The 13,270-nt window shown below is 69.9% G+C and carries 14 protein-coding genes; 6 read left to right on the forward strand and 8 right to left on the reverse strand.

Going from position 1 to position 13,270, the window contains the following annotated elements:
* Positions 1 to 52: 52 nt before the first annotated feature.
* From AC3WJT_RS01210 to coaBC, 3 genes are all read right to left on the reverse strand, one after another.
* Positions 53 to 1,303 (reverse strand): acetyl-CoA hydrolase/transferase family protein, encoded by a 1,251-nt coding sequence (locus AC3WJT_RS01210; protein WP_492341242.1) that lies wholly within the window; start codon positions 1,301 to 1,303, stop codon positions 53 to 55.
* A gap of 202 nt (positions 1,304 to 1,505) precedes the next feature.
* Positions 1,506 to 1,961, reverse strand: a complete 456-nt coding sequence (dut, locus tag AC3WJT_RS01215; RefSeq protein WP_492341243.1) for a dUTP diphosphatase — start codon at positions 1,959 to 1,961, stop codon at positions 1,506 to 1,508.
* Positions 1,958 to 3,154, reverse strand: a complete 1,197-nt coding sequence (gene coaBC / locus AC3WJT_RS01220) for a bifunctional phosphopantothenoylcysteine decarboxylase/phosphopantothenate--cysteine ligase CoaBC (RefSeq protein ID WP_492341244.1) — start codon at positions 3,152 to 3,154, stop codon at positions 1,958 to 1,960. The genes dut and coaBC overlap by 4 nt, the downstream gene beginning before the upstream one ends.
* A 126-nt stretch (positions 3,155 to 3,280) precedes the next feature.
* On the opposite strand from coaBC, the gene AC3WJT_RS01225 reads away from it, so the two are divergent.
* Positions 3,281 to 3,802, forward strand: coding sequence for a hypothetical protein (locus tag AC3WJT_RS01225; RefSeq protein ID WP_492341245.1), 522 nt, complete (start codon positions 3,281 to 3,283; stop codon positions 3,800 to 3,802).
* A 10-nt stretch (positions 3,803 to 3,812) separates the two neighbouring features.
* On the opposite strand, the gene ubiB is transcribed toward AC3WJT_RS01225, so the two are convergent.
* Together ubiB and AC3WJT_RS01235 are read right to left on the reverse strand one after the other, a co-directional pair.
* Positions 3,813 to 5,315, reverse strand: coding sequence for a 2-polyprenylphenol 6-hydroxylase (ubiB, locus tag AC3WJT_RS01230; protein ID WP_492341246.1), 1,503 nt, complete (start codon positions 5,313 to 5,315; stop codon positions 3,813 to 3,815).
* A 4-nt stretch (positions 5,316 to 5,319) separates the two neighbouring features.
* On the reverse strand, positions 5,320 to 6,078 hold the full coding sequence (locus AC3WJT_RS01235; RefSeq protein WP_492341247.1) for a class I SAM-dependent methyltransferase: 759 nt from the start codon (positions 6,076 to 6,078) through the stop codon (positions 5,320 to 5,322).
* Positions 6,079 to 6,318: 240 nt separating this feature from the next.
* On the opposite strand from AC3WJT_RS01235, the gene mutM reads away from it, so the two are divergent.
* Genes mutM through AC3WJT_RS01250 form a run of 3 tightly spaced genes read left to right on the forward strand, consistent with a single transcriptional unit; the run spans position 6,319 to position 8,921 of the window.
* Positions 6,319 to 7,182 carry a bifunctional DNA-formamidopyrimidine glycosylase/DNA-(apurinic or apyrimidinic site) lyase gene (gene mutM, locus AC3WJT_RS01240; RefSeq protein ID WP_492341248.1) on the forward strand — a complete coding sequence of 288 codons (864 nt, stop codon included), beginning with the start codon at positions 6,319 to 6,321 and terminating at the stop codon, positions 7,180 to 7,182.
* Between the two features lie 50 nt (positions 7,183 to 7,232).
* Complete coding sequence (locus tag AC3WJT_RS01245) at positions 7,233 to 8,096, forward strand: TraB/GumN family protein (protein ID WP_492341249.1); 864 nt, start codon at positions 7,233 to 7,235, stop codon at positions 8,094 to 8,096.
* Between the two features lie 45 nt (positions 8,097 to 8,141).
* Entirely contained in the window at positions 8,142 to 8,921 is a 780-nt protein-coding gene (locus AC3WJT_RS01250; protein WP_492341250.1) for an enoyl-CoA hydratase, read from the forward strand.
* On the opposite strand, the gene AC3WJT_RS01255 is transcribed toward AC3WJT_RS01250, so the two are convergent.
* A complete protein-coding gene (locus AC3WJT_RS01255; RefSeq protein ID WP_492341251.1) occupies positions 8,908 to 9,330 on the reverse strand; it encodes a hypothetical protein in 423 nt (140 codons plus the stop codon). The two genes, AC3WJT_RS01250 and AC3WJT_RS01255, sit on opposite strands and share 14 nt — an antisense overlap.
* A 142-nt stretch (positions 9,331 to 9,472) precedes the next feature.
* Between AC3WJT_RS01255 and rpsT the strand changes: the two genes are divergently transcribed.
* Complete coding sequence (gene rpsT, locus AC3WJT_RS01260) at positions 9,473 to 9,745, forward strand: 30S ribosomal protein S20 (RefSeq protein WP_492341252.1); 273 nt, start codon at positions 9,473 to 9,475, stop codon at positions 9,743 to 9,745.
* Positions 9,746 to 10,166: 421 nt separating this feature from the next.
* A complete protein-coding gene (gene dnaA, locus AC3WJT_RS01265) occupies positions 10,167 to 11,600 on the forward strand; it encodes a chromosomal replication initiator protein DnaA (RefSeq protein WP_492341253.1) in 1,434 nt (477 codons plus the stop codon).
* A 92-nt stretch (positions 11,601 to 11,692) separates the two neighbouring features.
* On the opposite strand, the gene AC3WJT_RS01270 is transcribed toward dnaA, so the two are convergent.
* Positions 11,693 to 12,580 (reverse strand): dienelactone hydrolase family protein, encoded by an 888-nt coding sequence (locus AC3WJT_RS01270; protein WP_492341254.1) that lies wholly within the window; start codon positions 12,578 to 12,580, stop codon positions 11,693 to 11,695.
* A gap of 62 nt (positions 12,581 to 12,642) precedes the next feature.
* On the reverse strand, positions 12,643 to 13,248 hold the full coding sequence (locus AC3WJT_RS01275) for an alpha-ketoglutarate-dependent dioxygenase AlkB (protein WP_492341255.1): 606 nt from the start codon (positions 13,246 to 13,248) through the stop codon (positions 12,643 to 12,645).
* Between the last annotated feature and the right edge of the window lie 22 nt (positions 13,249 to 13,270).

The following is a 13,270-nucleotide window of genomic DNA, read 5'->3' on the forward strand; positions in this document are numbered from 1 at the left end:
GGCAGAACTGACCTGATGTCTTGAAGGCCGGTGTCATCAGGTCGGAGGCGGCTCAGACTGCCCGCCGGATCTCCGCCCAGGCCGCGGCCAGTCGGCCCCGGTGCCCGGGATCCGCCACGCCGATGAGCGCCTCGGCCCGGCCGTCCAGTGTCAGGCCGCGCAGGTCGGCGACGCCGTGCTCGGTGATGACCAGCCCGACATCCGCGCGCGGCACGGAGACCGCGGTGGGCGGCAGACGCGGGACGATGCGGCTGATCTCGCCGCGCCGGGCGCTGGCCGGCAGGGCGAGGATGGGCAGGCCGCCCTTCGACAGACGCGCGCCTCTCAGAAAGTCGGTCAGCCCGCCGACGCCCGAGATCTGACGCCCGTCCTGGAACTCGGCGTTGGCCTGGCCGAACAGGTCGATCTCGATGGCGGAGTTGACCGCCACCAGTCGCGGGATCTCCGCCAGCACCCGGATGTCGTGGGTGTAGCCGGAAGGTTCGAACCGGATCCGGCTGTCGCTGCCGCAGCGGTCGTAGAGCGCGCGGGACCCCGCCGCGAGCCCGGTCACCACCTCGGTCAGGGCCCCGGAATCGAGCACCGGCAGCAGCGGGTCCGTGACCATGCCGGAGTGAATGCGCAGGCCCTTCATCCCCTCCAGCGCCGCGAGCGCGGCGATGCCGGCTTTGCCGACCCCGAACTGGACGCTGGCGCCTTCCGGAATGAGGCCCTGCAGATGCCGCTTGATCGCGTCGAACGCCGGATCGAGCGCGCCGGTGTCGTAGGTCAGCAACTCATGCGGCGCGTCGGCGACCAGGTCGAACCCGTCGAGCGGATAGACCAACCCCCGCACCCGGGGCATCGCCGGATTGACCAGTGCGACCCGGAAGACGTCCCGTCCGACCACCGCCGGGGCAAGATCGCTGGCGATCCCCAGCGAGACATTGCCCTCCGCGTCAGGCTCGCTGACGTGAAACACCGCGACATCGAGCGGGGTCTCGCCCAGCCAGCCGTAGGCCTGATGCCAGGTCATGGGTCGCAGGGCGTAGCGTCCGGTCTCGAAACTGGCGCGCCAGTCTCCGGACATGAACGTTCCCTCGGCCCGCGCGGTCTCGTGCAGCGCCGACCAGTCGTTGCGGTTGATGCCCGGCACCGGGGCGCCGACGAAGGTGAGGTTCGCGGCGAGGTCGGGTCTGCGCCGGTAGACCTCAAGCAGGGCCAGCGGCTCGCTCGCCGAGGTCGGAATGAAGACCCTTCCCCCGGCCCGATTCAACTGCCGGGCGACCTGTTCGGCCGCGGATTCGACTGAGACGCGAATCACGTCATGCTCGGTTCAGACGACGCCTGCAACCGTATGCGGCGCCAAGTGTTCAACAGTTGAATGCCCGGCCCCGAAAGGACCCCAGCGTCATGCGCGCCGCAGTTGATCATCCCTACGATGTCCTCAAGCCTTTCCTGTGGGTCGCGGCGCTCGGTTTCGCGACCGGCTTCCTCGCCTACGTTGGTCTGTACGGCATTCCCGCCTAGGCGGCGCCGGTAGAACCGAACCCGCCGGCGCCGCGCGCCGTCTGGTCGAGGTTCTCCACCGCCTGCCAGGTCGCGCTCGCGACCGGCGCGATCACCAGCTGGGCGATACGGTCGCCCCGCCGGATGACGAAGTCCTCTTCCCCCAGATTGATCAGAATAACCTTCACCTCGCCGCGATAATCCGCGTCGATGGTGCCGGGCGTGTTCAGGCAGGTGATACCGGCCTTGGCCGCCAGACCCGAGCGCGGCCGCACCTGCGCCTCGAAGCCGGCGGGCACCGCGAAGGCCAGGCCCGTCGGGACCATCGCGCGGGCCATCGGCTTCAGGGTCATCGGCGCGTCGTCTTCCACCGCGGCCCGCAGGTCCATCCCGGCCGCCAGCGGCGTCTCATAGGCCGGCAGCGGCAGGCCCTGCGCATGGGCCAGTTGAACGACAGGGATTGTCGGGGTCACGTCAGGGCCTTCGCGATGCGGGCGGCCAGATCGGCGGCCACGGAATCCTTGTGGGCGCGGTCCCAGCGCTCGACGCCCTTGCGGGTGATCAGCAGCACCGCGTTTTCCTCGCCGCCCATGACGCCCGGCTGGGTCACGTCGTTGGCGATGATCCAGTCGCAGCCCTTGCGCGCCAGTTTGGCCTTCGCATGGGCCTCGACATCGTTGGTCTCGGCGGCGAACCCGACCACCAGCCGCGGTCGCGCCGGGCCGGAGGCGGACAGTGTCGCCAGAATGTCGGGGTTCTCGACGAGGGTCAGGGTCGGGGGGCCGTCCTTGCCCTTCTTCAGCTTGACGCCGAAGGCCTCGTCCGGCCGCCAGTCGGCCACGGCCGCGACGCAGACGGCTGCGTCAGCCGGCAGGGCGGCCGTGCTGGCCGCCAGCATCTCGCGCGCCGACTCGACATCCACCCGATCGACGCCCGCCGGCGTCTGCAGCGCGACAGGTCCCGACACCAGGGTCACCCGCGCGCCCAGCGCCGCCAGGGCGCCGGCGATGGCGTAGCCCTGCCGGCCGCTCGAGCGGTTGGTCAGCAGCCGCACCGGATCGAGCGCCTCGGCCGTCGGCCCGGCGGTGACCAGCACATGCCTACCGGCCAAAGGGCGGGCCGCGGGTCCCTCCAGAAGGCCCATGATCGCGTTGAAGATGGCCGCGGGCTCGGCCATTCGGCCAAAACCGAACTCGCCGCAGGCCATCGCGCCCTCGTCCGGGCCGACGAACGACACGCCGTCACCCTTGAGGGTCGCGAGATTGCGCTGCGTCGCGGGGTGCTCCCACATCCGCACATTCATCGCCGGGGCCATCAGCACCGGCTTGTCCGTGGCCAGCAGGGTCGTCGAGGCCAGGTCTCCGGCCAGACCGTGCGCCGCCTTGGCCATCAGGTCCGCCGTCGCGGGCGCGACGACGACCAGATCCGCCGAGCGGCTGAGCTCGATGTGGCCCATCTCCGCCTCGTCGGTCAGGGAGAAGAGCTCGCTGTAGACCCTGTCCTCGGCGAGGGCCGAAAGCGACAGCGGGGTGACGAACTGCGCGCCGGCGGCGGTCAGGATCGGCCGCACGGCCACCCCGGCCTTGCGCAGCAGCCGCGTGAGCTCCAGCGCCTTGTAGGCGGCGATGCCGCCCCCGACGATCAGCAGAACGCGCCGCTCGCTCAAATCCCAGTCTCCTCAGAGCCGCCAGATCCCGACGCTGCATACGACGGCCCGGACGCTTGACCAAACGCGAAACCCGTGTTCTTGCTATGTTCAAATACCCGTCAAACGAGCATCTGGAGTCCGAACATGGTGGGATTGATCAGGGTTTCCGTGGGGCTGGCTTTGGCCGCCCTCATAGCAGGGTGCGATGGCGGGGCCTCCGCCGTGCCGGTGCAGCGGGCTTCGGCGCCGCCGGCGGCCGAGACGACGCCGGAGCCCTATCGGGCGGCGGTCGCCCGGACCGAGCCGGTGCGGCGCATCGACGGCAAGCCGATGTGGTCGGCAAGCCGCCGGTTCACCGCCGAGGAAAATGCGGAACGCAGCTTCCGGCGCAACGGGGCCGCGTTCGGGGCCGCGACGCGGGAAGCCTTCGTCGCCAAGGCGCATGCCTTCGTCACCCGGCCGCCGAAGGGCGCCCAGACCCTGACCCGGTCGAACGGCGACACCCTGATCTACGATCCGGCCAGCAACGTGTTCGCTGTCGCCACCCGCGAGGGAGCGCCGCGCACGATGTTCAAGCCGGACGAGGGCGCGGCCTACTGGGACAAGGTCAAGGCGCGCGAGGCCGAAGGCGGGGCGCGGAAGACGCGGGCGCGGGACGAGGGCTGACCGGAGAAGGCTACCCCAGCAACCGCGCCAGCAGGAACGCCGCGCCGGCGATGGCGGCCCCGGCGGCCAGCCAGGCCATGCCGGAGGTCTCCGGCGCCGGTTCGACGACGACCGTCGGCGCGGCCCCGGCCTCGGCCATGCGTGCGATGGCGCGCAGGGCCCGGACGGCGTCGTCCGCGAAGTCCCTGACCCGCGCGGCCGGCGAGAGCTCCCGGGCGATCCAGCGGCGGACGACGGGATCGGCGGCGGCCCAGAGGTCGTGGTCGGGCCACAGCCGCCGGGCGACACCCTCGACCGTCACCATGGTCTTCTGCAGCAGCACCAGTTCGGGCCGCAACCGCATGTCGAACAGGGCGGTGATCTCGAACAGCAGCGCCAGCAGACGGCTCATCGACAGTTCGCTGGCGGCCCGGCCGAACACCGGCTCGCCCACGGCCCGCAAGGCCTGGGCGAAGGCGTCGGCGTCATGGTGCGCGGGTACGTAGCCGGCGTCGAAGTGGGCCTTCGCCACCCGCGGATAGTCGCGGGTCAGGAAGCCATAGAGGATCTCGGCCAGGTACCGCCGGGTCTCGGGCGCAAGCCGGCCGACAATCCCGAAATCGACCGCGACGATGCCGGTGGGCGGGACGACGAACAGGTTCCCCTCATGCAGGTCGGCATGGAAGACGCCGTGATCGAGCGCCTGGGCGAGGAAGGCGCGGATCAGGTTGTCGGCCACGGCCTTGCGATCAAGACCGGGCGCATCGAGCGTCGCAGGATCGGACAGCGGCAAGCCGCCCGCCCATTCCAGCGTCAGCACCCGCTTGGCCACACCGTCCCAGACCACCGTGGGCGCGCGCATCCAGCTGTCGCGGGCCATCACCTCGGCCAGTTCGGCGGCGCCGGCCGCCTCGAACCGCATATCCAGTTCCAGCTGCAGCGAGCGGATCACGGTCTGTGCAAACGCCACCGGTTCCAGCCGGCGCGCGAGCGGAAACAGCGCCTCGATCAGTTCGCCGGCCATCAGCAGGGTCGCGCTGTCCCGCGCCACGCGCCGCTCGATGCCGGGCCGCAGGATCTTGACCGCGACCTCGCGACCGTCGGCCAGGGTCGCCCGGTGCGCCTGGGCCAGAGAGGCCGCGCCGACCGCTTCGCCGAACACCGGGAAGATCTCCGCCAGCGGCTTGCCCAGTTCGCGCTCGACCTCGGCCTTCGCCTGATCCAGCGGGAACGGCGGCAGGGCGTCCTTCAGCCGCGCCAGATCCGTGGCGAACACCGATCCGAAGATGTCCGCGCGGGTCGACAGCACCTGGCCGAGCTTGATCGCCACGGGCCCAAGCCCCTCGAGCGACCGCGCCAGCCGCTCGCCGGGCCGCCCCTGCCGCGCCTGACGGCCGGCCAACAGCCGCAGTCCCCGCGCGAGCGTCCGCACCCCGCCCGGCAGCACGCCGTCCAGCTCGCGCGGGATCAGCGCATCGGCGCGGATCAGCGTCCAGCCGGCGGCCAGCAAGCGGGAGAACGCGGGCAGGGTCATGGTCCTAGAGAACCCGTCCCGCATGCAGGGCGGCCACGCCGCCCGTGAAGTTGGTGAAGTTGACCCGCGCGAAGCCGGCCTTCTCCATCATGCCGGCGAACGTCTTCTGGTCCGGGAAGCGGCGGATGCTCTCGACCAGGTACTGGTAGGAGTCGCGGTCGCCGGCGACCCATTCGCCGATCTGGGGGATGGCCTTGAACGACCAGGCGTCATAGGCGGCGCGCAGGGCCATGCCCGTGGGCTTGCTGAACTCGAGGCAAACGAACCGGCCGCCAGGCTTCAGCACGCGCCGGGCTTCGTGCAGCGCGGCCTGGACGTCGGTCACGTTGCGGATGCCGAAGGCGATCGAATAGGCGTCGGCGCTGGCGTCCGGCAGCGGCAGGCGCTGGGCGTCGCCCACGGCCCAGCAGATCTCGGGCGGGGCGCCCTTTTCGCGACCCGCGGCGATCATCTCGGTATTGTAGTCGATGATGTGGATCGTCGCGTCTTCGCCGCCGCGCCGCTCCTGGGCGCCGCGGGCCAGCTTCGCATAGCGCCGGGCCATGTCGCCGGTGCCGCCGGCCACGTCGAGGATCACCTCGCCCGGCTGCGGGTTCAGGCGCGCCGCCGTGGCGTCCTTCCAGATCCGGTGAACCCCCGCGCTCATCAGGTCGTTCATCAGGTCGTAGCGGCTGGCGACGCGGTCAAAGACCCCGCGCACGAGGCCGGGCTTCTCGGTCGGATCGACGTCGCGATAGCCGAAGGTGGCGCTGCTCTGGCTCATGGCGTTGCTCATAGACCCGCGCGGGCAGGTCGGCTAGCCGGCACGCCGTCGGGCGCGCCGCGCAAGCTTGAGGCGGAAATGGTCCTGATGTCTTGATGAGCATTCTTGCTCCGGCGAGACCATGTTCAAGGACCTCGTCCGGAGCGGACCATTCCATCAAGGCCTTCAGGGCGCATCAGCACCCGGGAGGGCAGACGGCGCATGGACCCCGCCACCGTCCTCCGCTAGCCAAGGGACACCATGCCCGAGCTTCCTGAAGTCGAAACCGTCCGTCGCGGCCTTGCGCCCGTGCTGGAGGGCGCGCGACTGACCCGCGTCGAGCAGCGTCGGCCGGACCTGCGCTTTCCGTTTCCGGACGGTTTCGTCCAGCGGCTGACGGGCGCGACCATCCAGCGGCTGGACCGCCGGGCGAAATACCTGCTCGGCCACCTCGACCGGGGCGACGTGCTGGTCATGCATCTGGGCATGAGCGGGCGGTTCGAGATCGAGGCGGCGGAGGGAACCGTCCGGCCCGGCGAATTCGTCTATGCCAGCCCGCCTGACCCCAAACACGCGCATGTCATGTTCGAGACCGAACGCGGCGGCCGGGTGACCTATTCCGACCCCCGGCGGTTCGGATTCATGGGGCTGATCCCGGCGGGCGAGATCGTCACCCACCCCTGGTTCGCCGGGATGGGGCCGGAGCCGCTGGGGCCGGACTTTACCCCCGCACTGCTGGAAGCGGCCTTCGCCGGCCGCAAGCAGAACGCCAAGGTGCTGCTGCTGGACCAGCGGATCGTCGCGGGTCTGGGCAACATCTATGTCTGCGAAGCGCTGCACCGGTCGGGCCTGTCGCCGGTGAAACCGGCCGGGAAAATCCCGCGCAAGGCCCTGCCCGGCCTGGTCGCCGTGATCCGCGCGGTGCTGGAGGAAGCGATCGAGGCCGGCGGTTCGACCCTGCGCGACTTTTCGGCCGCCGACGGGGCGCTTGGCTATTTCCAGCACCGCTTCCAGGCCTATGGCCGCGAGGGCGAGCCCTGCCTGCGACCCGGCTGCGGCGGAACCATCGCGCGGATCGTCCAGGGCGGGCGGTCGACGTTTTATTGCCCGAAATGTCAGCGATGACGGCGGCTGTGGACCGCGACGCGCGAAAGCCGGCGCTCAGGGGGCGCAGAATGAACATCCGGGTCCTGGCGGCGCTCCTTGTGACCCTGCCCCTCCTCGCCGGACCGGCCGCCGCCGAGCCGCCGGTCTGGACCGTGCGGGACGCGGACTCGACGATCACCCTGTTCGGTTCGGTTCATGTCCTGCCGGCCGATCTCGACTGGCGGCCCGACCGGCTCGACGCGGCGCTGGCGACGGCGGACGATCTCTGGTTCGAGACGCCCGTCGGTCAGACCAGCGACTCCGAAGCGACGCAGGCCGCGACCGCCCGTGGCTATCTGCCCGCCGGGCAAGGCCTGTCCTCCCTGCTGACCGCCGAAGGTCGGGCCCGTCTTGACCGGGTCAGCGGCCGGCTCGGCCTCGCCCCGGCCGGGATGGAGCGGCTGGCGCCCTGGTACGCCGACATCACCCTCGGCGTCGTCACCCTGATGCGTCAGGGCGCGACCGTCACCACCGGCGTCGAACGCACCCTCGCCGAGGCCGCCCCGCAGGCGCAGCGACGCGCGTTCGAGACCGCCGGCCAGCAGATCGCCTTCTTCGCCGACGCCCCCATGGCCGACCAGCTCGCGTCGCTGGAGGACACGCTTCGGCAGCTCGACGAGGACCCCGACTATTACAATCAGCTGATCAACGCCTGGGCGAAGGGCGACACCCGGGCGATCGAGACGCTCGGCCTCACGCCGATGAAGCAGATCTCGGTCTATCTCTACGACCAGCTGATCGTTCAGCGGAACCGCCGCTGGGTCGACACGATCGCGGGCCGGATGAGCGGCAGCGGCCGCACGGTCATCGTGGTCGGGGTGGGCCATCTGGTCGGTCCCGACAGCGTGCCGGCCCTGCTGCGCGCGCGCGGCTATGCCGTGGACGGTCCCTGACCAAAGAGACTTGAGCGAACCACGGGCCGGAGGCACAACCGGCGCATGACCTATCAGACCCTGATCCTTGAAACGCCGTCGCAGGGCGTGACCCTCATCCGGCTGAACCGCCCCGAGGCGCTCAACGCCCTCAACAGCCAGCTGCTTGGCGAGCTCGGCGAGGCGCTCGACGCCGCGACGGCCGACGACGCGGTCCGCTGCGTCGTCCTGACCGGTTCCGACCGGGCCTTCGCCGCCGGCGCCGACATCAAGGAGATGTCGGACAAGTCCTACGCCGAGATGATGAAGCTGGACTTCTTCACCGCCGCAGCCCGCAAGCTGGAGCAGTTCCGCAAGCCGGTGATCGCCGCGGTCAGCGGCTACGCCCTCGGTGGCGGCTGCGAACTGGCGATGATGTGCGACTTCATCATCGCTTCGGAGACGGCGAAGTTCGGCCAGCCCGAGATCAACCTGGGCGTCGCGCCCGGCATCGGCGGGACCCAGCGCCTGACCCGCTTTGTCGGCAAGGCCAAGGCGATGGACATGATCCTGACCGCCCGGATGATGGACGCCGCCGAAGCCGAGCGCGCCGGGCTGGTTTCCCGCGTGGTGCCGGTCGACAAGCTGCTCGAAACCGCCCTGGAGGCCGCCGGCAAGATCGCCGGCCATTCGCCCCTCGCGGTGATGATGAACAAGGAGCTGGTCGAGGCGGCTTTCGAGACCACCCTGGCCACGGGCGTGGCGCTGGAGCGTCGGCTGTTCCACAGCCTGTTCGCCTTCGAGGACCAGAAGGAAGGCATGGCCGCCTTCGTCGAGAAGCGGAAGCCCGACTTCAAGGGGCGGTAGCGTCGTCATTCAGCAGCGGCGCTGCGTCCTCACTCACCAGCCATCTGGCCAGCCGCAGGGCGCGCCTTTGCGACGCGCCGCCGCCCCGCGTCACGGCGACCTGGACGGTCTGTCCGCCGATCTGCGTCTGCCAGCGATGCTCCAGCCGCACATAGCCCAACCGCTGCAGGCGATTTGCGATCAGGCTGTAGCGCGTGACCACCAGCGCTGACCGTTGCTGCTCGGCGGGCTCCAGCAGCGCCTGCGGCGAGGCCCTGGGAAGAATGATGGGGCCGGCGGGGTCCTGACCGGCGAGAGCGCGGCCGAGGGGGCCGGCGAGGCGTGGGTCACAGATCACCACCTGCCCCTCCGACGCCCCGCCGCAGCCGGCCAGGGCGAAACCCGAGAGCAGGAAAATCCGACGGTCCATGCGATCAACCTACAACGTGAGCGCTGAAGCGCCAGACTCGCATTGACCGGGTGGGGGCCTTCCTGTATTTGCCCGCCCTTCGATTTATCCGGCGTCCGCGGCCTTTCGCGTCCGCCTGTCCGTTCTGAGGTTCTACAAGCTCATGGCCAATAATCCCGGCGCCAAGAAGGCGATCCGCAAGATCGAGCGCCGCACGGAAGTGAACAAGGCGCGTCGCTCGCGCGTGCGCACCTTCCTCCGCAAGTTCGATGAAGCCCTGGCCGCCGGCGACGCCGCCGCCGCCAAGGCCGCCTTCATCGTCGCGCAGTCCGAACTGATGCGCGCCGTGTCCAAGGGCGTGGTCCACAAGAACACGGGCTCGCGCAAGGTCTCGCGCCTGAACGCCCAGCTGAAGAAGCTGTCGACGGCCGCCTGACTTCGGGCTTGCCCGGAGCGGAGTCGCAGACACCGTTCGCCTGAAATTTCAGCACGTTGAACAACCGGCAGGCGCCTCTGCGCCGGCCGGTTTTTCGCGTCTGCAGTTCGCGTGTGCGGCGAATATTCACACCGCCCTCAAGGGGCATTAACGGATTCCCTTGCCGGGCGAGGGGGCCTCGTGAGTCAACAGAAATATCCGCGTCCGGACTCAAATTTCAGGTTTGACCCACCGATTTTCAGGCCGCTAGTGTGAAGCCTTCGACGCTTGGTCCTCTTCCTTTTATGGGTATGAGAGTGGCGGCGGCGGACGCCCCGCGTCCGCCGGCTAAGAGACTGACTGCGTTGAGTATTCTGACTTCTCCACCGTGGGGGCGGAGGGGTGTCGCGGGTTCGGAAAAGAAACGGAACGGGTGGGGCTTATGAACTCTTTGGGCGGGCGAACGATGCCGTCGCAAACACCTGCTGGCGCCGTCTGGACCAAGGCCTGTCTGGCCTTGCGCCGGGAGCTGGGTGAGGCTGCGTTCGGGTCGTGGCTGGCCCAGGCCGCCCTGCGCGAAATCGCGGACGGTCGCATCGTTCTGGTCACCCCCACCGGCGTCGCCCGCGACTGGATCCGCCGCAACGCCTGGCGCCGCATCGGCGAGCTGTGGGCCGAGCATGATCCGCAGGGGCGCAGCCTCGACCTGAAATCCCGCATGGAGTTCGAGACGGACACCGGCGGCATGGACATCATCGCCGAGGCCATCGAGGTGCTGGACCCCGTCGCCACCGACGCCCCGGCCATCGCCCCGACGCCCGGAACCCGCACCGGCCGCGTCGCCGGTCTGCAGGAACGCTTCACCTTCGACAGCTTCGTGCCCGGCCCGGCCAACGAATTCGCCCACGCCGTCGCGCGGCGCGTGGCCAGCTGGGCTGACGGTCACTTCAATCCGGTCGTGATCCACAGCGGCTACGGCTTCGGCAAGACCCACCTGCTCAACGCGATGGCCTGGGAGGCCATGCGCGCCGCGCCCGAAAAGCGCGTGGTCTATCTGAGCGCCGAGCGCTTCCTGTCGACCTTCGTGCGCTCGGTGATGGATCGCTCCACCGCCCTGTTCAAGGAAGAGCTGCGCACGGCCGACCTGCTGCTGATCGATGACGTGCATTTCGTCGCCGGCAAGCAGTCGACCCAGGAAGAGCTGTTCCACACCCTGACCGCCCTGATGGAGGACGGCCGCCGGGTGGTCTTCTCGGCCGACCGGCCGCCGGCCCAGATCACCGAGATGGACGCGCGCCTGCGCAGCCACCTGTCCGCCGGCCTCGTCTGCGGCATCGAGCCGGCCGACGGCGCGCTGCGACTGGGCATCCTTGAGCGGAAGCTGGTCGCGCTGGGGCGTCAGGGCGGCTTCAACGCCCAGGCCCGTCCCGAGGTGCTGCAGTTCCTCGCCGACCGCTTCACCGACAGCGTGCGGGAGCTGGAAGGCGCCCTGAACACCCTGGTGGCCCGTATGGGCGCCCAGGTCAGCGGCCTGTCGCTGGACGAGGCCCAGGCGATCCTCCGCCCGCACCTGCGCGGCGCGGAGAAGCGCATCACCATCGACGACATCCAGAAGGCGACGTCGGAGCATTTCGGTCTGCGCCAGGCGGATCTGGTCTCCGAACGCCGCAACCGCTCGGTCGCCCGTCCGCGTCAGGCGGCCATGTGGCTGGCCAAGCAGCTGACGACCCGCTCGCTGCCCGACATCGGCCGGCGCTTCGGCGGGCGCGACCACACCACCGTCCTGCATGCGGTCCGCCGCATCGAGGCGCTCAAGGCCGACGATCCCCAGCTGTCGCGTGACCTGGAAGCGCTGACGCGGAAACTGCGGGGGTAGAAGGGGACATGTAGCCGGCGAAGCCGGTACGTGTCCCCCAAATCAGTTCTGCTCGGTTAGGGGACACGTACCAGAGGTACATGTCCCCTCGACTACGGCTTCACGCCGTAGCGGTGGAAATAGTCGATCATCTTGCGCCAGCCGTCCTGGGCCGCCGCGGCGTCGTAGCTGGCGCGGTAGTCGGCGTGGAATCCGTGCTGGGCGTCCGGATAGACGATCAGGTCCGCCCCGGCCTTCTCGAACTCGCGCAGCTTGCGCCGCATCGCCTCGACGTCGGTGACCGGAATGCCCTGGTCCTTGCCGCCGTAGAGGCCCAGCACCGGCGCCTTCAGGAAGCCGGCCAGTTCCAGAGGCCACTCCCGCTCGGGCTCGGACAGAAACTGCCCCGCCGCCGGCCGTGACAACCGGCCGTACCAGGCCACGCCGCAGCGGAAGGTCTGCATCCGCTCGCAGGCCAGCCAGACCTGCGCTCCGCCCCAGCAGAATCCGGTGACGGCCATCTTCTTCCGGTTCACGAAGGCCTGACGCGACAACCAGTCGGTCGTCGCCTCCAGATCGCTCATCACCTGGGCGTCGGTGGCGGCGGCGACGATGTTGCGGATCTGGGTGAAGTCGACCAGCGGTGCGGGATCGCCGTGCCGCACGAAGAAGTCGGTCGCGATCGCCACATAGCCGAGCTTGGCCAGCCGCCGGCAGGTGTCGCGGATATACTCGTGAATGCCGAAGACCTCCGACACCACCACGACCACCGGTCGTTTTCCGCGGCCGTCCGGCCGGGCGATGTAGGCGGGAATGTCGCGATCACCGGCCGGGATCATCACCGTCTCGGCGACCAGGCCGCTCAGGTCGGTCTTGATCGGTTCGGCCTTCGCCGACACGGCGGCGGCGGCGTAGCCGGCGAAGAACAGCCCGGGCAGGGCGCGGCGGGACAGGTCGAAGTCGCGCGGCTCGGATCCCTCGGGACGGGTCAGCTTCAGCATGGCGGGGTTCCCTCGTATCGTTGCCGCACCCTAGCGCCGGACGCTGCTCGCTGGGAAGCGTCTCAGGCAGGCCGCGCCCGTCTCAGGGTGATGTTGAGCCGTCCACCGCCCGGAACCAGGCGGGAGGAGCCGCTGAGGACGCGGTCGATGCCATGAAACGCCAGCCGCGACGCCCCGGCCAGCAGGCAGACGTCGCCGGAGGCCAGCCGCACCGACCGGGTGGGGTCGGTCCTTTTCAGCCCCCCGAGGCGGAAGACCGCCGTATCGCCCAGCGACACCGACAGGACGGGAAACCGGAAGTCGGCCTCGTCCGCGTCTCGGTGCAGACCCATCTTCGCTCCCTCCCGATAGAGGTTGACCAGGCAGGCGTCAGCCGGAACGGCGGCGTCGGCGAGTTCCGCCCAGAGATCCCGCAGGAGATCAGGCATCGGCGGCCAGGCCTTCCCCGTCAGGGGGTGGTTCGGTTCGTAGCGATAGCCGCGGGCGTCGGTCACCCAGCTGAGGGGTCCGAGGCCCGTGTTCTGCACGCCCATCGGCTTGCCGCCGGGGGTCAACTGGCGATGAAACGGCGCCGCGGCGGCGGCGGCCAGCACCGTCTCGACAAGCGCCGCCTGCTCCGCCGGACTTAGCCGGCCTGGCAGCAGGGTGAAACCTGACAAATCCTTCATGATCGCGCGCCCATGCGTCAGT

It is taken from the genome of Caulobacter sp. FW305-C-30-S16, assembly GCF_058783025.1.